The 22,354-nt window shown below is 69.1% G+C and carries 21 protein-coding genes; 11 read left to right on the top strand and 10 right to left on the bottom strand.

All coding sequences use genetic code 11. From position 1 onward, the window contains the following. Positions 1-44: 44 nt before the first annotated feature. Positions 45-1,001, top strand: coding sequence for a cyclase family protein (locus AB0H43_RS05985; RefSeq protein WP_359997164.1), 957 nt, complete (start codon positions 45-47; stop codon positions 999-1,001). A gap of 5 nt (positions 1,002-1,006) precedes the next feature. Here AB0H43_RS05985 and AB0H43_RS05980 read toward each other — a convergent pair whose 3' ends face one another. After that, positions 1,007-1,537: a hypothetical protein gene (locus AB0H43_RS05980; protein ID WP_359997161.1), complete on the bottom strand. Its 531-nt coding sequence runs from the start codon at positions 1,535-1,537 to the stop codon at positions 1,007-1,009. 185 nt (positions 1,538-1,722) lie between these two features. On the opposite strand from AB0H43_RS05980, the gene AB0H43_RS05975 reads away from it, so the two are divergent. Next, complete coding sequence (locus AB0H43_RS05975) at positions 1,723-2,850, top strand: hypothetical protein (RefSeq protein ID WP_359997159.1); 1,128 nt, start codon at positions 1,723-1,725, stop codon at positions 2,848-2,850. Between the two features lie 69 nt (positions 2,851-2,919). Next, entirely contained in the window at positions 2,920-4,008 is a 1,089-nt protein-coding gene (locus AB0H43_RS05970; RefSeq protein WP_359997156.1) for an NYN domain-containing protein, read from the top strand. A 430-nt stretch (positions 4,009-4,438) separates the two neighbouring features. Here AB0H43_RS05970 and AB0H43_RS05965 read toward each other — a convergent pair whose 3' ends face one another. After that, positions 4,439-5,923 carry a DUF222 domain-containing protein gene (locus AB0H43_RS05965; protein WP_359997153.1) on the bottom strand — a complete coding sequence of 495 codons (1,485 nt, stop codon included), beginning with the start codon at positions 5,921-5,923 and terminating at the stop codon, positions 4,439-4,441. 211 nt (positions 5,924-6,134) lie between these two features. Here AB0H43_RS05965 and AB0H43_RS05960 point away from each other — a divergent pair, with 211 nt between their 5' ends. Beyond that, positions 6,135-6,980 carry a hypothetical protein gene (locus tag AB0H43_RS05960; RefSeq protein WP_359997151.1) on the top strand — a complete coding sequence of 282 codons (846 nt, stop codon included), beginning with the start codon at positions 6,135-6,137 and terminating at the stop codon, positions 6,978-6,980. Positions 6,981-7,017: 37 nt separating this feature from the next. Here AB0H43_RS05960 and AB0H43_RS05955 read toward each other — a convergent pair whose 3' ends face one another. Genes AB0H43_RS05955 through AB0H43_RS05940 form a run of 4 tightly spaced genes read right to left on the bottom strand, consistent with a single transcriptional unit; the run spans position 7,018 to position 11,113 of the window. Continuing rightward, positions 7,018-8,028, bottom strand: a complete 1,011-nt coding sequence (locus AB0H43_RS05955; RefSeq protein ID WP_359997148.1) for a LacI family DNA-binding transcriptional regulator — start codon at positions 8,026-8,028, stop codon at positions 7,018-7,020. Between the two features lie 5 nt (positions 8,029-8,033). Beyond that, complete coding sequence (locus AB0H43_RS05950) at positions 8,034-8,867, bottom strand: carbohydrate ABC transporter permease (RefSeq protein ID WP_359997146.1); 834 nt, start codon at positions 8,865-8,867, stop codon at positions 8,034-8,036. Further along, complete coding sequence (locus AB0H43_RS05945) at positions 8,867-9,790, bottom strand: sugar ABC transporter permease (protein WP_359997143.1); 924 nt, start codon at positions 9,788-9,790, stop codon at positions 8,867-8,869. The genes AB0H43_RS05950 and AB0H43_RS05945 overlap by 1 nt, the downstream gene beginning before the upstream one ends. Beyond that, positions 9,791-11,113: an extracellular solute-binding protein gene (locus tag AB0H43_RS05940; RefSeq protein WP_359997140.1), complete on the bottom strand. Its 1,323-nt coding sequence runs from the start codon at positions 11,111-11,113 to the stop codon at positions 9,791-9,793. It abuts the gene before it with no gap. A gap of 250 nt (positions 11,114-11,363) precedes the next feature. On the opposite strand from AB0H43_RS05940, the gene AB0H43_RS05935 reads away from it, so the two are divergent. From AB0H43_RS05935 to AB0H43_RS05905, 7 genes are all read left to right on the top strand, one after another. Next, positions 11,364-13,295 carry a beta-galactosidase gene (locus tag AB0H43_RS05935; RefSeq protein WP_359997137.1) on the top strand — a complete coding sequence of 644 codons (1,932 nt, stop codon included), beginning with the start codon at positions 11,364-11,366 and terminating at the stop codon, positions 13,293-13,295. 379 nt (positions 13,296-13,674) lie between these two features. Then, entirely contained in the window at positions 13,675-14,706 is a 1,032-nt protein-coding gene (locus tag AB0H43_RS05930; RefSeq protein ID WP_359997435.1) for a glycosyl hydrolase 53 family protein, read from the top strand. A gap of 124 nt (positions 14,707-14,830) precedes the next feature. Continuing rightward, complete coding sequence (locus AB0H43_RS05925) at positions 14,831-15,151, top strand: metalloregulator ArsR/SmtB family transcription factor (RefSeq protein ID WP_359997135.1); 321 nt, start codon at positions 14,831-14,833, stop codon at positions 15,149-15,151. Next, positions 15,148-15,684 carry an SRPBCC family protein gene (locus AB0H43_RS05920; RefSeq protein WP_359997132.1) on the top strand — a complete coding sequence of 179 codons (537 nt, stop codon included), beginning with the start codon at positions 15,148-15,150 and terminating at the stop codon, positions 15,682-15,684. The genes AB0H43_RS05925 and AB0H43_RS05920 overlap by 4 nt, the downstream gene beginning before the upstream one ends. After that, positions 15,681-16,211: a GNAT family N-acetyltransferase gene (locus AB0H43_RS05915; protein ID WP_359997130.1), complete on the top strand. Its 531-nt coding sequence runs from the start codon at positions 15,681-15,683 to the stop codon at positions 16,209-16,211. Before AB0H43_RS05920 ends, AB0H43_RS05915 begins: the two co-directional genes overlap by 4 nt. A gap of 100 nt (positions 16,212-16,311) precedes the next feature. Further along, positions 16,312-17,478 carry a glycosyltransferase 87 family protein gene (locus AB0H43_RS05910; protein ID WP_359997127.1) on the top strand — a complete coding sequence of 389 codons (1,167 nt, stop codon included), beginning with the start codon at positions 16,312-16,314 and terminating at the stop codon, positions 17,476-17,478. 177 nt (positions 17,479-17,655) lie between these two features. Then, positions 17,656-18,774: a glutamate--cysteine ligase gene (locus AB0H43_RS05905; RefSeq protein ID WP_359997124.1), complete on the top strand. Its 1,119-nt coding sequence runs from the start codon at positions 17,656-17,658 to the stop codon at positions 18,772-18,774. A gap of 8 nt (positions 18,775-18,782) precedes the next feature. Here the strand turns inward: AB0H43_RS05905 and AB0H43_RS05900 are convergent, their stop codons facing one another. From AB0H43_RS05900 to AB0H43_RS05885, 4 genes are all read right to left on the bottom strand, one after another. Beyond that, on the bottom strand, positions 18,783-19,856 hold the full coding sequence (locus AB0H43_RS05900) for an ABC transporter ATP-binding protein (protein ID WP_359997122.1): 1,074 nt from the start codon (positions 19,854-19,856) through the stop codon (positions 18,783-18,785). Further along, complete coding sequence (locus AB0H43_RS05895) at positions 19,838-20,635, bottom strand: ABC transporter permease (protein WP_359997119.1); 798 nt, start codon at positions 20,633-20,635, stop codon at positions 19,838-19,840. Before AB0H43_RS05895 ends, AB0H43_RS05900 begins: the two co-directional genes overlap by 19 nt. Before the next feature lie 17 nt (positions 20,636-20,652). Then, on the bottom strand, positions 20,653-21,438 hold the full coding sequence (modA, locus tag AB0H43_RS05890; protein WP_359997116.1) for a molybdate ABC transporter substrate-binding protein: 786 nt from the start codon (positions 21,436-21,438) through the stop codon (positions 20,653-20,655). Between the two features lie 83 nt (positions 21,439-21,521). Then, entirely contained in the window at positions 21,522-22,343 is an 822-nt protein-coding gene (locus AB0H43_RS05885) for a TIGR03619 family F420-dependent LLM class oxidoreductase (RefSeq protein WP_359997113.1), read from the bottom strand. Positions 22,344-22,354 lie beyond the last annotated feature (11 nt).

The raw sequence follows: 22,354 nt of genomic DNA, 5'->3' as shown, positions 1-22,354 counted from the left end.
CCTGCGGTGCCTCGAACCGGCTGACCGGAGGAGTGGAGACTGCGATGACGGCGGAGCGACCGTTACCCACCCAGGACGAGGTGCTCGCCTACTTCGACACGCTCTCGAACTGGGGACGGTGGGGTGACGACGACGAGCTCGGTACGCTGAACCACATCACCGACGACGTCCGGCTGGCGGCGGCACGCGCCGTACGCCACGGCCGAAGTGTGTCGTGCGGCTGGGAGATCGCCGTACCGGACGAGATGGAGCGGGCGACCAACACGTGCCCGTGCGCCGCCGACATGCCGGGTGCCGAGAACATCCCGGTTCCCGCCTTCCACAACGACCGGCGCTGGGGCTTCTCGAACGAGCGGCTCGGCATCATGTTCCACGGCAACACCATCACGCACCTGGACTCACCGTGCCACCTCTACTGGGACGGCCGGATGTACAACGGGCGGCCACACTCGATGGTCGACGCCGAGACCGGATCGGCGTGGGCGGCCGTCACGGCGGCGTCGAACGGGATCGTCACGCGTGGTGTCCTGCTCGACGTCGCAGCCGTACGCGACGTGCCGTGGCTGGAAACGGGTGAGCCGGTCTTTCCCGAAGATCTCGAGGAGGCCGAGCGTCGCCAGGGGGTTCGGGTGCGATCCGGCGACGCGGTACTTCTGCGGACCGGTTACGGCCGCGTCCGGCACGAGTCTGGCGCGGCCTTCAGCTTCACTCAGGCGGGCTGGCACGCATCCTGCCTGCCCTGGCTGCGGGAGCGGCAGGTCGCGCTGATCGGGGCGGACACCCCTCAAGACGTCCAACCCTCGGGATATGACGACATTCTGATGCCGGTGCACGCCGTCAGCCTCGTCGCCATGGGTCTGTGGCTGCTCGACAACTGCGACCTGGAGACGTGTGCCGCGACGGCGTCGGAGCTCGGCCAATGGGATTTCCAGCTCGCCGTCGCGCCGGTCCGCTTCGCGGGGACCTCCGGCAGCCCGGTCAACCCGATCGCCACCTTCTGAGCGCGCTAATCACACTCGTTGGCTGCTGCCTGCTGTAGCTCCGGCACGCTGAGGAACTCCGTGTCGTAGCGGCCGTCGCCGGCGTACTTCTTGGTCAGAACCGGTTGGTCCGAAGGCGCGGTCCGAAGCTCGGCCGGAGTGAACGGAAACGACGCTAGGCGATGCTCACCCGACTCGTCCCAGGTACGCACCTCGTAGTGGTCCCCGTCAACCAAAGTCGGCGCCGGATCGTCGGTGTGCCAGTCCGGACCCGGGTCGGACAAGGCGAGCTCCAGCAGCCCGCCTTCCGGGTCTTCGCCCGTACGCCGCAGACGTAGCAGCGGTTCGCCGACGCGCCCGCCGGACTCGGCCGGATACAGGATCACCGTCGCGGGACGGCCGAACTCCGGGCACCAGGCGAGCACGGCGACCAGCCGTCCCGCGCTGTCGAGGCGTACGCCCCCGACGCCGTCGACCGCCGGGCTGCAGGCTGCCAGCGTGGCAGTGAGCGTGGCGGTCAGCGTCATTGCGGTGATCATCGTCAATCCCCGTCGCATGACCCGATGGTAGATCCGATGAACGGACTGACAACGCCGTGATTCGGACGACGGGCTGACCAGCTGCTTGACAGTCCTCGCCGCGATCCTCACCCTGAGCGCACAGTTCGGTTTTCCGTTTCGGGGGAGTCACTACGGAAATGCCCCGTGCCCGTCGGTTGCGCGCCGTCATTGCGCTGGTAATCGTGGCCGCCGCCTTCGTGTGGGTGGCGCCGCGCGTCTCCGCGAGCGGCGGCGGCAACACCCCTGTCATCAGCGCTGTTCAGGTCGTCAACGACGTAAGCCGCCGGCCGATTCTGGGCCTGAGCCCGGTGACCGACGGCACGGTCGTCGACCTCCGGCGGCTGCCTCACCGCCGAATCAGCCTGCAGGCGGTCATCGCCGCCGGCGAGAAGCCCGGCAGCGTCGCCTTCACGATGGAGGGAACGAAGGGCGGCAGCATCGCCCGGATCGAGTCGCGGGCGCCGTTCTTCCTATGCGGAGACTATGTGGACTGCCCACTGCTGACCACGCCAGACGTCTACACCCTGACTGTTCAGGCGTTCACCGGTGCGACGCCGACGGGCTCGCCGATCGGCGCCGCGTTTTCCGTCCGGTTCACCGTCGCGGCCACCCAGGGTTCCGCGGACGCCCGTCCCCTGGACGTGCTGTTCGTGGGCAACAGCCTGCTCGGCACCGCGACCGAGACCACCCGCGAGGACACACCCGACCTGGTACGCCACTTCGCGGCTCTCGAAGGCCGGCCGCTGAACGTCACCAAGGTCATCCACTTCGGCTACAGCCTGCGCCACACCTGGAACGACGGCCTCGTCGCCACGGCGCTCGACGGCACGCGGCAATACGACTTCATCGTGCTCCAGGAATACAGCACCCTCGTGGCCACCAACCTGCCGGCCGCACGAGACACCCTCCTCACCCTGTACGCGCCGACGTTCAGGCGTGCGCTCAAGCCCGGTGGCCGGGTGATCCTGTTCAAGAACTGGGCGTTGGCGAACCCTGCGCCGTTCCGATCCCGAGCGGCGGCGAAGGCCGTGATCGACGCGAACTACGCGGCCCTCTCCGCCGCGCTCAGCACGCCGAACCTCCTCGCTCCGATCGGCGACGAATTCGAGAAGATCATCGCGACCAGGGGCGTGTCCCATCTGATCGTCGCCGACGGCAAGCACCCCAACGACAACGCCGTCTACCTGGATGCCGTCACCCTTTTCGGGATCGTGTTCGCCACGTCCCCGCGCGATCTCGCCCAGCTCTACCTGCCCGCCGACGTCGCCGCTCACCTCCGTGCCGTGGCCGCCACCGCGATCGGTTACTGACGGTTCGCCGCGGAGTCCGCCCTCACCTGGTACAAAGGTCTTCTGGCCTGTGATTCCTCTGGAGCGGCTTTGGATCAAGAAGAGCGCATCGCGCTGTTCCTCGACTACGAGAACCTCGCGATCGGCGCCCGCGACCACCTCGGCGGCCTGGCCTTCGACCTGAAGCCCGTGGCCGACGCCCTGGCCGAGCGCGGCCGCGTCGTCGTGCGCAGGGCGTACGCGGACTGGTCTTACTTCGACGAGGACCGGCGACGGCTGACCCGGCAGCACGTGGAGCTGATCGACATCCCCCAGCGCATGGGTGCCTCCCGGAAGAACTCGGCCGACATCAAGATGGCGGTCGACGCCATGGAGCTGGCGTTCGAGCGCGACTACATCTCGACATTCGTCTTCTGCACGGGTGACAGCGACTTCACGCCTCTCGTCCACAAGCTCCGCGAACTCAACAAACGCGTGATCGGTGTCGGTGTCGAGAAGACCACCTCGGCGCTGCTGCCACCGGCTTGCGACGAGTTCCTGTTCTACGACCGACTCGAAGGCGTGGAGATCCCGACGCGACCCGCGCCCGCCAAGGCCGCCCCGCCCTCCAAGCCCGCCGAGGCCGCCGCGCCGGTCGAGCCCGTCGAGCCGGTCGAATCCGAGCCCACGGAGACCGAACCCGCGACGCGGGACATCGACTCCCTGTCGGTGCAGGTCGCCCAGACCGTCGCTGGACTCCAGCGCAGCAGCAGCGGCTCGGTCACCGCCTCCACGCTCAAGCGGACGCTGCTTCGCAAGGACCCGACCTTCAACGAAGCCGACTACGGCTTCCGGGCCTTCGGCGAACTGCTGCGCTTCCTGGCCCAGCACGACATCGTCGAGCTGACCGACGGGCCGGCCAAGGGCGATCCCGAAGTGTCGCTGCCCGAGCACGGCGACCGCGAAGAGGCGTTCGCGCTGCTCCGGACGGTCGTCAGCGACCTGTCCCGGGGCGGCTCGGCCGTGGCGCTGTCCGGTCTGAAGAACCAGCTGCGCCGCGTACGCCCCGACTTCAGCGAGAAGAAGCTCGGCTATCGAAGCTTCCTGCAGTTCTGCCAGGCCGCCGCGACCAGCGGCGTCATCGGCTTGAGCTGGAACCCGGACGTGGGCGACTATCAGCTCAGCCCGCCGCGCGGCTGAACCCCATTCCTCACAGTCCACGGTGCGCGACACGATCATGTGGTGCCCACGTGCCCTATATCTGCGATACCTGTCCGTTCCTCGGGATCATTCGCCCTGGGTATGCGCTCAGGCCCGGTTTTGCGCACAGGGAGGGCGAATGTCGCCGCGGTCGGCCCCGAGATCGCAGCTGTAGGGCGCATTGCGGCGGTTGCGCGGCTGGCGCGTCAGCATCTTCGGTGGAGGGTGTTGCGGACGGGCCTTCGTTGTGGGTCGGCGCAGGAGTTGCCGTGGTGTGCCCTCGGTATGCGATTTCTGCCCGTTTCTCGGGATCATTTGCCGTGGGTGTGCGCTCAGGCCCGGTTTTGCGCATAGGGAGGGTGAATGTCGCGGCGACCCGGCCTCAGATCGCACATGTAGGGCGCATTGCGGCGGTTGCGCGGCTGGCGCGTCAGCATCTTCGGTGGAGGGTGTTGCGGACGGGCCTTCGTTGTGGGTCGATGAAGGTGGGTGGGAGGAATTCGGGGAAGCCGTCGGGTCGGATGCGTACTTGCCAGTGTCCGTGGTGGATTTCGCGATGGTGGAAGCCGCAGAGCAGGACGCTGTTGGCCAGGCAGGTGTTTCCGCCGTCTGCCCATGCCTTGAGGTGATGACCGTGGCACCACTGGGGTGGCCGGTCGCATCCTGGGAACGCGCATCCCTTGTCGCGCAGCACGAGTGCCCGCCGCAGGGGTCCGTCGATGAGGCGTCGGGCGCGGCCGACGTCGAGGATTTGGCCGTCGCCGCCGAGTACGGCGGGGATGATCATGGCGTCGCAGGCGAGGCGTCGCACGGTCTCGGGGGTGAGCAGGTCACCGGTGTCGAGCAGGCCGGCGCCGACTTTGGCTTGCAGGGCGTCCCAGGGCAGGGTGACCGTGAGGTGCGGCTTCTCCCCACCGTTGTCCGGCAGCTCGCCGGCGTTGAGGATCCGCTGGCACAGCTCGACCAGCGCATCAGCCCGCCTTGCACCAGCCGAACGCAGATCCGCCTCGCCGGGCAGAGCCCGGCCAGCTGAGCCCGCAGCACTGTTTCTGCCCGCGCCGTCTGCGCTCGGGTCGCCTTCACACCTGGCGCTGCCTTCCCAGCCCGCGCCGCCGTCTCCGCTCGCGCTGCCGTTCCCGCTCGGCGCGCCAGCACCGGCGGTCTCGCCGCTCGCGCGACCGGGACCGGCGAACGCGCCGGACGCGGATCCGGCTGCGGCTGCGGCGGTCGGGGCGGGTTTGCGGGGCGCGGACAGCGGATCTAATGCTGTGCGGACGATCGCTGCCATTTCCGCGTCGAGGACGCCGCGTACCCGGTATTCGCCGTCGCCATAGGGCACGAGGGTGAAGTCGCGCCGATCATGCGCCGATCGTTCGGCCCGTTCCAACTCCCTGCGCAGGCGTTCTTCGGCGATCTCGGGTGCGACCAGCTCCAGGATCTGCGACCGGTGCTTCTCCAACACCTCCGGGCGAAGGTGGTCGTCGACAGCCAGCCGAGTCAGCGCGTCGGCGGCCTTCGCCTTGCCGACCTCACCGACAGCGGAGGGCAGGTCGTGGACGGTCTTGGCGATCACCCGCGCCTGCTCCACGTTGACCTGCCCCGAAGACAACGCCGACTCCACCACGGAAACAGCGGGCAGCATCGCCGCCAGAGACACCCACGCACGAGCGTCCCTGTCCCGCATCGCCAACAGAAACGTCAGCCAGTTCACCGTCCCGGTCGCACCCGCGTTATGCGGAACCTCACGCCCGTCCGCGGTGGCGATCAACGCCGCCAACCGACCCGACAGGCGCTGGATCAACGCGAACGTGCGCCGGACTTCGTCGGTGATCTCGGCGTCCGACAGCGTCCACAGGGGACCGGCGAGCAGCTCGGCGACATCCGCCTCCACCTGCGCCAACACCCCCGTGCCCATGAGATCAAGTTTAGAACACCTGTCGGACCACTAACCGGGGGAAAAGCCATCCGGCACACAAGATGCCGACGACTATCAAACCCTTGACCCGTCCGAATCGGACAGTCGCTTGAACGGTTCCGGCCCATGTTCCTAGGACGCCATAGCGATGGTGATCACCGCGCCGAAAACATCGCGCCCACCGACGCATCGGGCGAATAGCGTGTCGGCCGTGGAGGAGACCCATCTGTGGCAGGCGCAGTTCCTGATCCGGGGCTTGCGCAACGAAGGTGCGCCCGGCTTCGGCGCTGAGGTGTTGCTGCCGTGGCTGGCGGAGCGTCCGGAGATCGTCACTGAGCTGCGCGAGATCGGCCGCCCGGACAGTCACCGGCGACCGGTCTCCGATGAAGTCTCCTTCGGGCTGTACGCGTTGTCGCGCCTGGTGGAGATCCTCATCGCGCCGTTTCAGCCGGTCGACGGCGATCCGAAGTTGCTGGCCTGGACGACGGGGGAGCCGTGGTGGTCGGGTCCGATGCCGTCGGCGACGGCGTGGTCGGAGTTCTGGCCAGCGCTCGGGGCGGTCGAGATCGCCGAGGACTCCTTCCATCCGTTCTTCCATGAGGTGGTCTGTGTCGTGCCGGCCGACGACCCGGACGAACCGCCGTCGCTGGTGGAGCAGCTGTGGCCGGGCGCGGTCGTCGGCGGCCTGGTGCTGGTTCGCTCCGGCGTCGTCGTGCGGGCCGGAGCGAACCGCCTCGATCCGGTCGTCGCGGCGAAGTCTTGCCTCTACTGGGCTTGGTGGCGGCGGAATCGGCTGGTCCGGGATCTGTCCCACGGCTGGGGCGGCAACTCCCAGTGGGGCACCGAATTCCGGCGCGACTACGTCGTCGGCGACGAGTTGCATTACAACGTCGACCTGCGACTGAATCCGCAGATGAGCAGGACCGGGGACGAGGTCAGCGATCTGCCGTTCGAGGATCGTCGTGAGCTGTTGCGGTGGCGGCACTCGAGGACGATCGATGTCGGCGACGATGAATGGCCGTACTTCGACTGGCTGGTCGAGCCGCGCAGGCGGTAGGAGTGTCAGCGCAGTAGGAGTGTCAGGGCAGTACGGCTCAGGCGGATTCGCGGACGATCAGCTCGGTCGGCAGGACGACGGAGTCGACGTTCTCGGCTCCGTCGATGAGTTCGAGGAGGAGGCGTACGGTTTCTTCGGCGACCTGTTCCAGCGGCTGGCGCATTGTCGTGAGCAGCGGATGCGTCGACATGGCCACCGAGGAGTCGTCGAATCCGGCGACCGCCACGTCTTCGGGGACGCGGCGGCCGGCTGCCCGGAGCGCTGCGAGCGCGCCGGCCGCCATGAGGTCGTTGCCGACGAAGACGGCGTCGATGTCGGGCGAGCGGTCCAGCAGTTCGGTCATGGCTAGTTCGCCGCTGCGGCGGGTCCAGTCGCCGTACGCGATGAGCTTCTTGGTGGCTTTGCGCCCGAGGACGTCGCAGAAGCCTTCGAGCCGGAGCAGTCCGCCGGGGGTGTCGAGCGGGCCGGTGATGGTGGCGATCCGGCGGCGGCCTGAGTCGGCGAGGTATTGCGTCACGCGTTGGGCGCCGCCGCGGTCGTCGGCGGCGGCGAACGGCACCTGGTGGCGGCCGCCGGGGATTTCGCCGCAGGTCACGGCGGGGATGTGCTGGCGGCTGAGCTCGTCGAGCAGCGGGTCGCCGGAGTGGGTCGTCACCAGCAGTACGCCGTCGCAGTGCCCGCCGCGCACGTAGCGCACCACGCGGTCGCGGTCGCCGTCGTTGCCGGACAGCATCATGACCAGGGAGATGTCTCGTTCGGCGAGGCGGCGCATGGCGACCCGCATGAGCGTGCTGTAGTTCGGGTCTTCGAACAGTTTCTCTTGCGGCTCGGAGAGCACCATCAGCACCGAGCCGGTCTGGCGGGTGACCAGGCTGCGGGCGGCTCGGTTCACGACGTAGCCGGTCTCGGCGACGGCTCGCTGGACGGCGGCCAGTGCGGCGGCGCTGACGTACGCGTCGCCGTTGAGCGCCCGTGAGACGGTGCCGCGGGACACTCCGGCGACGCGGGCGACGTCGTGGATGGTGGGACGGGAGGCGCGTGGGCTCACGTGCATCAGCCTTTCACAGCTCCGCTCGTCAGGTCGGTACGCCAGTAGCGTTGCATGGTCAGGAACAGTGCGATCAGCGGAATGATCGAGATGAGGGCGCCGGTGATGACGAGCGTGTATAGCGCGGGCTGGTTGGCGCCGGTCGCCAGCCAGGTGTAGAGGCCGACGGTGAGCGGGAACTTCGTGTCGTCGGCCAGCATGATGAACGGCAGGAGGAAGTTGTTCCAGATGGCGACGAACTGGAACAGGAAGATCGTCACCAGGCCGGGCACCATCATGGGCAGGGCGATCCGGTTGAGCAGCCGGAATTCGCCGGCGCCGTCGATGCGGGCGGCTTCGATCATCGAGTCCGGGATCGCCGCGCCGGCGTACACGCGGGCCAGGTAGATGCTGTAGGGGTGCAGGATGCCGGGTAGCAGCACCGACCAGTAGGTGTCGGCGAGGCCGATCTTGGCCAGGAGCAGGTACTGCGGTATCGCCAGGACGACCGAGGGCACCAGGATGCCGCCGATGAGGAGGTTGAAGATGAGGTTGCGGCCGGGGAACCGGAACTTCGCCAGGGTGTAGCCGGAGATCGCGCTGACCATGGTGGACAGCAGTGCGCCGACGCCGGCGTAGAGGGCGGTGTTGACGGTCCAGCGCCAGAAGATCCCGTCGCGGTGGTTGGTCAGCTCGACGAGGTTGTCCCACAGTCCGGTGCCGGGCTGGAAGGCGTTGCTGGAGAACAGTTCGGCGCGGGACTTGGTGGCGGCGACGAGTACCCAGATCACCGGCAGCAGGCTGTAGACCGCGCCGATCAGCAGCAGGACGGTCGGGGTGAGGCCGAGGCGGCGGCGCATCAGGACTCCTCGCTGAAGGCTCGCTTGCGGACCACGCGCAGGAAGCCGAAGGACAACACCAGGGAGATGGCGGCGATCACGATCGAGGTCGCGGCGGCCGAGTACAGGTCGAGGTTCTTGAACGCTTCGGTGAAGACCATCATCAGGGGGCTCCAGGTGGAGCTGATGGTGTTGGAGATCGGCCGGAGCGTCATGGGTTCGGTGAAGACCTGCGAGGTGGCGATGATGGAGAAGACCGTGGTGAGGATGAGTGAGGGCACCAGCATCGGCAGTTTGATCCGGGTGGCGATCTGGAATTCGCTCGCGCCGTCGAGGCGGGCGGCCTCGTAGTACTCGGGGGAGATCGACCTCAGGTGGGTGTAGAGGACCAGCATGTTGAACCCGGTGCCGCCCCAGACGGCGATGTTGGCCATCGAGAACATCACGACGTCGGGATCGAAGAGGTCCACCTGCACCCCGAACAGGTGCAGCACGGAATGGATCGGGCTGAGGCTGGGCAGGTAGAGGAAGCCCCAGAGCAACGAGGCGACGACGCCCGGCACGGCGTACGGCAGGAAGATCGCGATGCGGGACACCCGCTTGAGCCGTGCGTGGGCGGAGTCGAGCAGGAGCGCGAAGAGGACCGCGAGCCCGAGCATGACGGTGAGCACCACGACCCCGTAGCCGAGGACGCGCAGCCAGCCGGCCCAGAACTCGTGGTCGGTCAGGGTGGCCTGGTAGTTGTCGAAGCCGACCGAGACCTCGTGGCGCGAGCCCTTGCCGAGGCCGAGGCCGCTGACCTTGGTCCCCCGTGTGCCCAGGTAGAGGGTGTATCCGATGGGGACGGCGAAGAATGCGGCGAACAGTGCCATCGCAGGAGTGAGGAAGACGTAGGGCACGGCGCCCGCCCGAAGGCGGGCGCCGGTCCGTGGCGGGTGCTTCATCTACGAGGCGACCTTGAATCCGGTCTTGGTCATGTCGGCGATCGTCGCCTGCTGCACCGACGTGAGCGCGTCGGCGAACGAGGACTTCGCCTGGATGGCCTTGCCGAACGAGTCCTCGTACGCGGTGTAGGCGGCGTTGACGTTCGGGCCGAAGGTGAAGCCCCGGGCGCTGGCCGAGATGGCGGCGGCGTCTTTCCAGAAGCTCGCCTGGTTGGCGAAGTAGTCCGGCGGGGTGGTCAGGGAGGACTGCCCGGCGGTGGCGGCCGGGTAGATCTGGGCCTGCTTGACGAGCAGGTCGACCGCGGCCGGGTCGGTGTTGAGCCAGGTGAGGAACTTGGCGGCGGCGCTCTTGTGCTTGGAGGAGGCGGAGATCGAGGCGGCCGATCCGCCCCAGAAGCCGCTGTAGTTCTCGCCGGCGGTCCACTGCGGCAGCGGGGCCATGGCCCACTTGCCCTTCGTGCTCGGGACGTTGCTCGACAGCACGCCCGGCGCCCAGACGGCCGAGCACCAGGTGAGCAGCTTGTCGTTGGTGAACGCGGCGTTCCACTCGTTGGACCACCAGGCCTGGGTGTCGACGACGCCGTCCTTGACGAGCCCGCCCCAGAAGTCGGCGACCTTGGTGGTGGCGGCGTCGTTGATGCCGACTTTCCAGGTGTCGCCGGCGATCGACCACCACTGGCCGCCGGCCTGCTGCGACAGGCCGGCGAACCAGCCGCCGTCCTTGTTGGAGAAGCCGCCGAAGTAGACGGACTTGTCGGCGGCGTGGACCTTGCGGGCGGCGGCGGCGTACTCGTCCCAGGTCTTCGGGACGGCGACGCCGTACTTCTCCAGCAGGTCGACGCGGTAGAACAGGCCCATCGGGCCGCTGTCCTGCGGCAGCCCGTAGACGGCGTCGGTGCCGAGTGTCACCAGGCCCCAGAGGCCGTCGCTGAACGCCGACTTCGCCCCGCCGACCAGCGACTTGATGTCGGCGACCGCCTCGGCTGCGACGAACGAGGGCAGCATCTGGTACTCGGCCTGCATGATGTCGGGCGCGTTGCCGGCCTTCGCCGCGGTCAGGAACTTCGCCGCCGACTCGTTGCCGCCGCCCTGGTTGCTGATCGTGACCTTGATGTTGGGGTTCGCCTTGTTCCAGACCTCGGCGATCTTGTCCATGTTCGGCGCCCAGGTCCAGTAGACGAGTTCGACCGGGCCGGTTTCCTCGGGGGTCGCCGTCGTGGCGTCGTCGTCGCTGGAACAGGCGGCTACGCCACCGAGGGCGGCCGCGCCCGCGGCGCCGAGCAGCAGGCCCAGCGCAGAACGGCGGGGGAGTCCGTGGGGCATTGTTCCTCCGGCATGAGAGAGGGGCTTGGGGATATGCGAAGCCAGAATGCGCGTCTGTGAACGTTCACAGGTGCCGAACAGTGTGTGTCATCACTTCGGCCGAGTCAAGCGGGCGTTGCGAAGCCGTTAAGTTCGCAGCTCAAGCCCAAGATAAGCTGGGAGGCCCCGACCTGATCTACCGTCCGAGCGGCTCGTTCGCTACTGTGCACGTTCACAGAACAGAGCAGTGCTCGACACGAGGGAGGGTGCCGTGACGGCACGTTTTCCGGCACGCCCCGCGGGGATCGCCTACGGCGGCGACTACAACCCGGAGCAGTGGCCCCGCGAGGTGCAGCTGGAGGACATCGAGCTGATGCGTGAGGCCGGGGTCAATCTCGTGAGCCTCGCGATCTTCGCGTGGGCGCTGCTGGAGCCGGAAGAGGGCCGCTTCGAGTTCGGCTGGCTCGACGAGATCGTGGATCGGTTGCACGCCAACGGGATCGCGGTCGACCTCGCCACGCCGACGGCCGCCGCGCCGGCTTGGTTCGTCCAGGCGTACCCGGAGAGTCTGCCGGTCACCCGCGAAGGCGTACAAGTCGGATTCGGCGGGCGGGAACACTCGTGCCCTAGCTCGCCCGACTACCGCGCGGCCACCGCGCGCCTCGCAACCGCCCTGGCCGAGCACTACCGCGACCATCCCGCGGTCGTCCTGTGGCATGTGCACAACGAGTACGGCGCGCCGCTCGGCGAGTGCTACTGCCCGGCGAGCGTGCGTGCGTTCCGGGCGTGGCTGCGCGACCGCTACGGCGACCTGGAGGCGCTCAACGACGCGTGGGGGACGCTGTTCTGGAGCCAGCGCTACACCGACTGGGAGCAGATCGACGCGCCGCGCCACAATCACACGGCGGTGAATCCCGCGCAGCGCCTGGACTTCGCCCGGTTCACCAGCGACGAGCATCTGGCCTGCTACACGCTGCAGCGTGACATCCTGCACCGGATCACCCCGGGCGTGCCGGTGACCACGAACTTCATGACGACCAACTGCAAGTCGATGGATCTCTGGAAGTGGGCACGCGAGGTCGACGTGGTCTCCAACAACCACTACCTCAACGCCGAGGAGCCGGACAACCACATCATCCTGTCGATGTCCGCCGATCTGGCGCGCTCCGTGGGCGGCGGCCGGCCGTGGATCATCATGGAACACTCGACCAGCGCGGTGAACTGGCAGCCGCGCAACCTCGCCAAAGGCCCCGGCGAGCTGCGCCGCAACAGCCTCACGCACGTGGCGCGCGGCGCCGACGGCGTGATGTTCTTCCAGTGGCGCGCCTCGCGCTTCGGCGCGGAGAAGTTCCACTCGGCGATGGTCCCGCAAGGTGGGACACGCACGCAGGTGTGGCGGGACGTGGTCGCGCTGGGCGGCGAGCTGGCGGCTCTTTCAGCGGTACGCGGAGAGCAGGTCCCGGCCGAGGTCGCCATCGTCTGGGACTTCGAGTCCTATTGGGCGCTCGAGCTGGACTGGCGGCCGTCGGTCGATCTCAGGTTCCGGGAGCGCATCGACGCGTACTACGCCGAGCTGTGGCGCGAGCACGTCACCGTCGACTTCGTCCACCCCGAGTCCGACCTGACGGCGTACAAGGTCGTCGTCGCGCCCAGCCTGTATCTGCTGGGGGAGGCGGGCGCGAAGAACCTCCACGGCTACGTCCACAGTGGCGGCACGCTCGTCGTCTCCTACTTCTCCGGGATCGTCGACGAGCACGACACCGTGCCGGCCGGGCCGTACCCGGGCGCGTTGCGCGACACCCTCGGGCTGTGGGTGGAGGAGTTCCACCCGCTGCGCTCGGCCGAACAGGTGGCGCTGTCCGGCGGCGGCGTGGGCCGGATCTGGTCCGAACACGTGCACCTCGACGGGGCGTCGGAGATCCAGGCGTTCGCGAGCGGACCCGACGCCGGCCGCCCGGCGGTGACCCGCAACGCCGTCGGCGACGGCCATGCCTGGTACGTCGCGACCGCCCCGTCGGACCTGCGCGACCTGCTCGGGTCGGTGCTCGACGCCGCCGGCGTGGAAGTGCCCGTCGGCCTGCCCGACACCCTGGAAGTCGTCGTACGCGGTTCGCAGCGGTTCCTCGTCAACCACGGAACAGCCGAGGTCACGGCCTACGGCGTCACCGTCCCGGCAGGCGGCGTGGCGACCATCCCCGCCTAGCCCCGCCCCTTTCCGCGCGATCATGAACCTATGGTCGTGATCGACCGGCGTGTCGTGTCCCTGGGACCCTGATCGACTCCGGGGGATCCTGATCGACTTCGCCGTCGTCGGCGCGACGCGGGGCCTCTGTGCATTTCTGTGAACGTGCACAGAAACCGATCTTTATTTGGGCAGGTAAATCGGTATTGATTTCTAGGGGTCGGTCTACCACCCTGGTTCCTTGACTGTGAACGTTCACAGAAGCCTCCTGCCCGGGAGGCGTCGCCCGTCCTGTCGAGGAGTCCCCCGTATGCTCCGACCCACTCTCGCTCGCGCGCTTTCCGCCGCCACGGCCGCCGTCGCCGTCGCGGCGGGAGCGCTCACCGCACCGGCCCCCGCCATGGCGGCCAACACCCTCACGATGCGCGGCGCGGACGTCTCGTCCGTGCAGCGGGCGATCGACCTCGGTGCGCCCTACTACGACGCGTCCGGGGTCGCCCGCGATCCGCTCGACATCCTCGAGGCGCTCGGCGTCAACTACGTCCGGCTGCGCATCTGGAACAACCCGGCCAGCGGCTACAACAACAAGGCCAAGGTGCTGGCGTACGCGAAGACGGTGAAGGCCATGGGATTGAGCCTGCTCATCGACTTCCACTACTCCGACACCTGGGCCGACCCGGGCAAGCAGTACAAGCCGGCGGCCTGGGCCGGCCACGGCATCAGCGCGTTGCAGACCGACGTCTACAACTACACCTACGACGTCTGCAACAGTCTGAAGGCGCAGGGCACCACACCGGACAGCGTCCAGATCGGCAACGAGATCAACGTCGGCATGCTCTGGAACGACGGCAAGGTGGTCAACAACGACTTCACCAACCTGAGCCTGCTGCTGAAAGCCGGCTACAACGCGACGAAGGCGTGCAACAGCGGCACCAAGGTCATCATCCACACCGCCGACGCCGACAGCGACGCCAACATGCGCTGGTTCTACGACGGCATCACGGCCAAGGGCGTCGTCTGGGACATCACCGGCCTGTCGTACTACTGCTTCTGGCACGGCTCGCTGACCAACCTGTACAACGTCATCGTCGACGCCCGCACCCGGTACGGCAAGCCGGTCTCGATCATGGAGACGGCGTACCCGTTCACCTCCGCCAATGCCGACAGCGAGGCGAACTCCGTGAGCGGATCGGCGCCCTGCAGCGGCTACTCGGCGTCCTGGTCGGGGCAGGCCACCGAGTTCACGCACGTGCAGAACACCGCCCGCAACGCGGGCGCCATCGGCGTCTTCTACTGGGAGCCGACCTGGTACGCCGTCGCCGGCAACGGCTGGGACCCGGCGAACATCAACGGCACCGGCAACCAGTGGGACAACATGGCCATCTTCAACTGGACCGGCCACATCAACCCCAACGTCATCTGGACCCCCTAGGTCACCCCGCCCCGTTGATCATGGAGTCAACGGTCGTCTCGACGGTGTGTCGAGGCCGGAAACTCCATGGTCAACAGGGAGCATTCCTTGACAGGCATATAACGCGGGAGGCATATTAGGAGGCGTGGCAGTTGACGCCTTCGCCGTTCTCGCCGAACCGACCCGGCGCCGCATCCTGGACGAGCTCCGCCGGTCGCCCCGCACGGTCGGGGACCTGGTCGGCACGCTGGCGATCAGTCAGCCGTCGGTCTCCAAACACCTCAAGGTGTTGCGGGAGGCCGGCTTCGTGACGAGCCAAGTCGCCGCGCAGACCCGGGTCTACCGGATCGAGGCGGCGCCATTGCGAACCGTCGACGAATGGCTCGCGCCCTATCGCGAGCTGTGGCCCCGGCACCTCGACGCGCTGGAGCGCCACCTCGACCGGAAAGCCTTGGAGGAATCATGAGCACCTTCGAACCCGGCCCGCTGCGCGAAGCCGACGCGGTGCGTACCGAAGACGGCCGGTGGACCCTGGCGTTCGTCCGTGACCTGGCCCATCCGCCGGCGCGGGTGTGGGCGGCCTTGACCGACCCGGCGCAGTTGGGGGAGTGGGCGCCGTTCCGGGCCGAGCGCGACCTCGGCGAACCGGGTCCCACAACGCTTACGATGATCGACGGTGAGCTCGGCGTGGAGCTTCCAGCCACCGTGCTGCGCGCCGAACCGCCGTCCCTGCTGGAGTACGCCTGGGGCGAGGATCTGCTGCGCTGGGAGCTGACCCCGACGCCGGCCGGGACCCGGTTGACGTTGCGGCACACCGTCGCCGGAACGGACGACCTGCCTCGTGCCGCCGCCGGTTGGCACCTGTGCCTCGACGTTGCCGAGCGCCTGCTCGACGGCGATCCCGTCCCGCCGATCCGGGGCCGGGCCGCACTCGACCACGGCTGGCAGGGCCTGCACGACGCGTACGCGGAGGAGCTGCGGGGTACCGTCGGCCGATGATCCGGATCCGTCCGGCGGTGATCGCCGATGCCGCGGAGTTGAGCCGCCTCTACACGGAGAACCGCGAGTTCCTGCGGCCCTTCGAACCCGTACGCGACGAGACGTTCTTCACCAAGGATGGCCAGGAGGCACGGCTCGCGGTCGGCGAAGCCGCCCGGGCGGCCGGCATCGAGGACCGGCGTGTCATCACGAGCCAGGCGACCGGGGAGATCCTCGGCATGATCTCGCTGACCGCGATCGAACGCGGCCCGGTCCAGGGTGCGCATCTCGGCTACTGGGTCGCCCAGGCGGCCAACGGCCGCGGTGTCGCCTCCGCCGCCGTCGCGGCCGTCGTCGACCTCGCGTTCGGCGGGCTGGGCCTGCACCGGCTGGAGGCCGGTACGCTCCTGCACAACGCCGGATCGCAGAAGGTGCTGCGGCGCAACGGATTCGAGGAGATCGGCGTCGCCCGGCGCTACCTCAAGATCGACGGCGAGTGGCAGGATCACCTGCTGTTCCAGCGACTCGTGGACGACGAAGCGGCCTGACCACCTCACCGAGCAGCCCTGATCTAGCGAACCAGCTGGTCAGGGCATTATTCTTCCCGCGTATACGCTGAGAGTATACGCGCGGTGTAGGGTGGCCCGCATGATCAAGCGAGCCGTCTACGCCGCCCTGGCAATCGAGGTCGTCGCCCTCGTCGTCTTCACCCTGCTCTGGGAGTCGCTCGACTTCTCCGTCTACATGTGGGGCGGCCAGGCCGTCGCCGACGACGCCCGGCTCTACACCGAGCAGGCGCTGGCCCACTGGTTCACGTATTCGCCGTTCGCCGCGCTCGTGTTCGCACCGTGGTCGGTGCTGCCGCTGACGCTCGGGCGGCTGCTCTGGCAGCTGTTGTCGGTGGCGGCGTTCGCCGGGGGCTGTGCCGTGGTCATGCGGCTGGCCGGGCGGCCCGTCACCCGGCTGTCGTTGGCGACGGCGGTAGCGGCCGGGCTGCTGCTGGAGCCGGTTTACCACTCGCTGTTCCAGGCGCAGATCAACCTGCTGCTGTTCGGGATGATCCTGCTCGACGTGTGGCTGGTGTCGCGGGGGCGCTCCGGCGGGGTCTGGATCGGGATCGCGGCCGCGATCAAGCTGACGCCTGCGATCTTCATCGTGTTCCTGCTGGCCGCGGGGCGTACGCGGGCCGCCGTGACGGCCGTCGTGACCTTCGTGAGCTGCGGACTGCTCGGATTGCTCGTGGCGCCGGAGGCGTCCCGGTTGTACTGGCTGCACTTGTTCTTCGACACGTCCCGAGTGGGCGCGCCGTACATCAGCAACCAGTCGCCGTACGGGATGCTGCGGCGGCTGTTCACCAACGATCCCGGCATCGACGCCTGGTATCCGGTGATCCCGGCGGTCATCGGCGTCGCCGGACTGGTGATCGCGGCTCGGCTGGCCCGGCGCGGGGACTGGCTGGCCGCTGTCGCGGCGACGGGGGTGACCGGTTTGCTGGTGTCGCCGATCTCGTGGGCGCACCACTGGGTCTGGGTGGTGCCGGCCCTGGCGGTGCTGCTCCGGGGTGGCCGGGCGCCCCGGGTCGCGGCTGCGGCGGCGTACGCGGTCTTCGTGCTCGCGCCGATGTGGTGGACTCCGCACTTCGGCGGGCCCGGGGAGTACGGCTGGCACGGCTGGGTCACCGCGGTCGCGAACTGCTTCCTGTTGTGCGGGCTGGGTTTCCTCGCGTACGCGGGTCGCCTGGCGGCGATGCCGGCCGTGGCGCCTCCGGCCATCGTCGTGCCCGAAGCCGACCGTGAGCGTGCAATTGTAATGTGACGAACGTCAATGTATCCTCAATGGACTGACGTGTACGCCGGCGTGCCGCCGCTGAGTGGGCGGCCGCCGGCGTCGCCGTCTCCTGGGGAGGGCGCATCAATACCACAAAAGCTGGTTATCGCGTATGAATCCGGCATTGGGCGTGAACAGGGCGACCACACCTGACATGGTTAGCTCATGGACCGCGGCGTCGGGCTGACCTTCGGGGTGGAAGAGGAGTTCCACCTGCTCAACCCGGCCACGGGCCGGCTGGCGCCCGGCGCGCGGCAGCTGCTGGCGGCCTTCGGGGCGCACGACGTGTTCGGCCTGCCGAACCAGGAGTTCCAGCAGGCCATGGTCGAGACCGCGACACCGGTCTGCCACGACCTGACCGAGCTGCGGCAGGCGCTCGTCGCCACCAGGACGACCCTCATCCGGGCCGGCGATCAGGTCGGTCTCTGGATCGCCGCAGCCGGCACAGTGCCCGACTGCGGCATCGTCACCGCGCCGGTCTACCCCGACGAGCGCTACCGCCGCATCTCCGACGAGTACCGGCGGCTCGCCGTCGAGCAGCAGGTCTGCGCGTGCCAGGTGCAGGTGGGCGTACCGGACGAGGAGCTGGCCTTCCATCTCATCCGGCGGATCCGCGGCTGGCTGCCCGTGTTGCTCGCGCTCTCCGGTGGGTCGCCCTTCTTCCAGAATCAGGACACCGGGTACGCCTCCTATCGGGCGGTGGTGCTCTCGCGTTGGCCGACGTCGGGCCCGATGCCGCTGTTCGCCGACCGCGCCGAATACCACCGCCGGATCGACAAGCTGATCGAGGCCGGGGTGATCGGCGACTACGGGATGATCTACTACGACGTCCGGCCCTCGCAGCGGTATCCGACGCTGGAGCTGCGCATCGCCGACGCCTGCCCGTTGCTCGACGACGTGCTGCTGATCGCCGCGCTCGCGCGGGCGCTCGTGGTCACCGCGGCCGAGGAGGAGGAACGCGGCGATCCGATCCCCGACGTCGCCGACGAGCTGCTGCGCGGCGCGACGTGGCGGGCCGCCCGTTCGGGACTGCGCGGCAAGCTGGTGGACGCCGTCGCCGGCGAGGCCGTCGCCTCCAAGGACCTGGTACGCCGCTTCGTCCGGCACGTCCGCCCGGCGTTGGAGGCCTCCGGCGACGACGCGTACGTCGACGAGGCGTTGCTGGACCTCGCCAAGCGGGGCACGTCGGCCGAGCGCCAGCGGCGGGCGTTGAGCGCCGGCAAGGGCATGCACAAGGTGACCGCCTCGATCGTCGCCGAGACGCGTACCTTCAGCGAGAAGTGATTCAACGATCAGGCCGGATACGCTCGCGTCTCGGTCGCCTTCAGAGCGGCCCACACCGGCTGGCCGGGGGCGAGATGCAGGCGAACGGCAGCGGCCGGGGTGATGTCGGCGGCCGCCTCGATCGGTCCGGAGAGCTGGATGCGCAGGTAGTCGCCGTGCTGCTGGACACCGGTGATGGTGGCGGGCCAGGTGTTGCTCGGGCTGCCGTCGGGCCGCGTCGGATAGAGGGCCAGCGCGCTCGGTGGGAACGCGACGAACGCGTCGCCGCGGACGGTGTCGGCGGCGGTCAGCGCGAATCCGCCCGGCACGGTGATGGTGTGGCCGTCGGCGTGCCCGCGGTACAAGTTCAGGCCGACGAGCTGCGCGACATAGTCGGTACGCGGCCGGGCGGTGATCGCCGCGGCGTCGCCTTCCTGCACGACGACGCCGTTCTCCACGATGATCAGCCGGTCGGCGAGGACGAGCGCGTCCAACGGGTCGTGCGTCACCAGCAGCGTCGCCCCGGGATGATCGCCGAGATGGCGATGCAACTGGGCCCGGGTCTCCAGGCGCGTACGCGCGTCGAGGGCGGCCAGCGGTTCGTCGAGCAGCAGCAACGCCGGTTCGACGGCGAGCGCCCGGGCCAACGCGACGCGTTGCGCCTGCCCGCCCGACAGCTGGCGCGGCTTGCTCCGGGCGTACGCCGCCAAGCCGACCCGGTCGAGCCACACGGCCGCGGTCGCCCGGGCCTCGGCCGTGCTCCGGCCGTGATGACGGGGACCGAAGGCGACGTTGTCCAACGCGGTCAAGTGCGGGAACAGCAGGTAGTCCTGGAAGACCACGCCGATGGGACGGCGCTCAGGTGGCACGAGGACGCCGTCACCGGGCCGGTCGAGCACCCGGCCGTCGAGCGTCAGGTGTCCGTCGCTGAGCGGTAGCAGCCCCGCCAGCGCCCGGAGGGCGGTCGACTTGCCGGCCCCGTTCGGGCCGAGCAGCGCCACGACTTCTCCGGCGGCGACGGTCAGGCGTACGTCGAGCTGGAAGCCGCCGGTGCGGCGCACGATCAGCTGCGCGTCCAGGCCGGTCATGGGCTCGTGATCCATTTGTCCCGCAGGGCGGCCAGGATGCCGACCGAGACCGCCAGCAGGATGAGGCTGAGCACGAGGGCGGCGTCCAGGTCGGTCTCCAGGGCCAGATAGACGGCCAGCGGCATGGTCTGCGTACGCCCCGGGAAGTTGCCGGCGAAGGTGATCGTCGCACCGAATTCGCCGAGCGCGCGTGCCCAGCACAGGACGGCTCCGGCCGCCACTCCGGGGGCGACCAGCGGCAGCGTGACGCGGCGGAAGACCGCGAAGCGGCCGGCGCCGAGCGTCGCCGCCGCCTCCTCGTAGCGGGTGTCCGACCCGCGCAGGGCCCCTTCGACCGCGATGACCAGGAAAGGCATCGCGACGAACGCCTCGGCCACGACGACGCCCGCCGTCGTGAACGGCAGGGCGATCCCGAACGCCGAGTCCAGCCACTGCCCGACCAGACCCCGGCGGCCGAAGACGAGCAGCAGCGCGACGCCGCCGACCACCGGCGGCAACACCAACGGCACGGTGACCAGCGCCCGGACCACGCGGCGGCCGGGGAACTCGGTCCGGGCCAGCAGCCAGGCCAGCGGCACACCCAGCAGTACGCACACAACGGTGGCGAGCGTCGCGGTCAGCAGCGACAGCCGCAACGCGGCGAGCACACCGGGCGCGGTCAGCCGCTCCGGCAGGCTGCGCCACGGCGTCCGGATCAGCAGACCGGCCAGCGGCAGCACCAGGAAGGCGAGCCCGAGCGCTGCCGGGATCAGCAGCGCGATCGGTGCCCGGGCGCCCCTTCGTGCCTCGCTCACGAGATCAGCATGCCGGATCACGGAGTCTGGAAACCGGCCTGGGTGAGCACCGCCATGCCCTTGTCCGAGCGGATCCACTCGAGCAGCTTCTGTGCGGCGGTCTTGTTGGGCGCGTTCTTCACCACCGCGATCGGGTAGTCGTTGACCGCGGTCGCCGACTCGGGGAACTCCACGGCGGCGACGTCGGCCGTGGCGGCCTGCGCGTCGGTGCGGTAGACCAGCGCGGCGTCGACCTCGCCCAGCTTGACCTTCTGCAGGGCCGCCTTGACGTCCTGCTCCAGCGTCACGGGGGTGAGCTGGACCGAGGCCGCCGCCAAGGCCTTCTTCGCGGCTGCGCCGCAGGGGACCTGCTCGGCGCAGAGCGCGACCTTCAGCCCCGGCTGGGTGAGACCGGCCAAGCCCGTGATGCCCTTCGGGTTCCCTTTCGCCACGGCGATGACGAGCTGGTTGCGCACGAAGGTGACCGGCTCGCCCTCGGCCAGTCCGGCGTCGGTGACGGTCTTCATGGTCGCCGGGCTCGCCGCGGCGAACAGGTCGGCGGGGGCGCCCTGAGTGATCTGGGTGCCCAGCGCGGAGCTGCCCGCGAAGTTGAAGGTCACCTTCACACCGGGGTACGCCGTCTCGAAGTCCTTGCCGATCCGCCTGAACGACTCGGTCAGCGACGCCGCCGCGAACACGGTGACCTCACCGGTGACGCCGGGCGTCCCCGACGAGGCGGACGTCCCGGCGTCACCACTCCCCCCGGAGCAGGCGGTCAGCGCGAGGGCGGCGGCCAGGGTCGCGACGAGCGCGCGGAATCTCATGACCGATACCCTATGACTTGCAGATGCCAGCTGTACAGCTCGCTCAACCTCGCAGATGCGCTATGGCTGGCGGCGGGTGCGGGTCAGCGGGGTGGACCGGCGGCCACCCGGTCGAGCAGGGCGTCGAAGTCGCCGCGGAAGCCGTGCAGGTGCTCCAGCCACCAGGTCAGCCCGGCGTCGGCGTATGCGGAGACCAGTGCGCCGTCGGCCGGTGTGCTGACGCCGGACAGCGCGATCTCATAGCCGGCCATGGTCGGCCGGTGCCGCCCGATCTCGCGGACGATGTCGTGGAGCTTCTCCGGCGTCGTCGTCATCCGGCCTTGCTCGTCGTCTCCGCCGCCGACCCAGCCGTCCCAGGCGGCCGCCCGGCGCAGTGCCGCCGGGGCGTATCCGCCGATCCAGATCGGCACCCGGGGCCGGGTGACCGGCAGCGGAGCCAGCGTCACACCGTCCACTGTGTAGTGCTTACCGGCGTGGGTGACGGGACCGCCGCGCCACAACCGGTCCAGGATCGACAGACCTTCGTCCAGCCGGGCGGCCCGGGTCTTGGCCGACACGTCCTCGCCGAACGCCGCGTATTCGGCTGCCATCCCGCCCAGCCCGGCGGTGAACACCACACGCCCGGAGCTGAGCAGGTCGAGGGTGGCGACGGTCTGCGCGACGATCGCCGGTCGGCGCCGGGGCAGCGGGGTCACCGCCGGTCCCAGCAGCAGCCGCTCGGTCACCGTCGCCGCGGCCGACAGCGTGACCCAGGCGTCGGCGGACGGGGTGCCCCAGGCGAAGGCCAGATGGTCCCAGACGAACAGGGCTTCCCAGCCCGCCGCCTCGGCCGTCCGGGCGAGCTGCACCGTCTTCCGGGGGTCGGCGAGGTCGCCGAGGATCGCGACGTAGATCCCGAAGCGCATCCGCCCAACGT

It is taken from the genome of Hamadaea sp. NPDC050747 (genome assembly GCF_040654195.1).
Lineage (GTDB): Bacteria > Actinomycetota > Actinomycetes > Mycobacteriales > Micromonosporaceae > Hamadaea.
Note: the sequence above shows the minus strand (reverse complement) of the source record. Positions and strands in the feature narration are given on the sequence as shown.

Coding starts and splice junctions, on each gene's coding strand:
- modA (WP_359997116.1), bottom strand. CDS start 21,438: ATGAGATTCCGCGCGCTCGTCGCGACCCTGGCCGCCGCCCTCGCGCTG.
- AB0H43_RS05965 (WP_359997153.1), bottom strand. CDS start 5,923: ATGGGCACGGGGGTGTTGGCGCAGGTGGAGGCGGATGTCGCCGAGCTG.
- AB0H43_RS05915 (WP_359997130.1), top strand. CDS start 15,681: ATGATCCGGATCCGTCCGGCGGTGATCGCCGATGCCGCGGAGTTGAGC.
- AB0H43_RS05930 (WP_359997435.1), top strand. CDS start 13,675: ATGGCGGCCAACACCCTCACGATGCGCGGCGCGGACGTCTCGTCCGTG.
- AB0H43_RS05885 (WP_359997113.1), bottom strand. CDS start 22,343: ATGCGCTTCGGGATCTACGTCGCGATCCTCGGCGACCTCGCCGACCCC.
- AB0H43_RS05940 (WP_359997140.1), bottom strand. CDS start 11,113: ATGCCCCACGGACTCCCCCGCCGTTCTGCGCTGGGCCTGCTGCTCGGC.
- AB0H43_RS05945 (WP_359997143.1), bottom strand. CDS start 9,790: ATGAAGCACCCGCCACGGACCGGCGCCCGCCTTCGGGCGGGCGCCGTG.
- AB0H43_RS05910 (WP_359997127.1), top strand. CDS start 16,312: ATGATCAAGCGAGCCGTCTACGCCGCCCTGGCAATCGAGGTCGTCGCC.
- AB0H43_RS05905 (WP_359997124.1), top strand. CDS start 17,656: ATGGACCGCGGCGTCGGGCTGACCTTCGGGGTGGAAGAGGAGTTCCAC.
- AB0H43_RS05980 (WP_359997161.1), bottom strand. CDS start 1,537: ATGCGACGGGGATTGACGATGATCACCGCAATGACGCTGACCGCCACG.
- AB0H43_RS05950 (WP_359997146.1), bottom strand. CDS start 8,867: ATGCGCCGCCGCCTCGGCCTCACCCCGACCGTCCTGCTGCTGATCGGC.
- AB0H43_RS05900 (WP_359997122.1), bottom strand. CDS start 19,856: ATGGATCACGAGCCCATGACCGGCCTGGACGCGCAGCTGATCGTGCGC.
- AB0H43_RS05920 (WP_359997132.1), top strand. CDS start 15,148: ATGAGCACCTTCGAACCCGGCCCGCTGCGCGAAGCCGACGCGGTGCGT.
- AB0H43_RS05985 (WP_359997164.1), top strand. CDS start 45: ATGACGGCGGAGCGACCGTTACCCACCCAGGACGAGGTGCTCGCCTAC.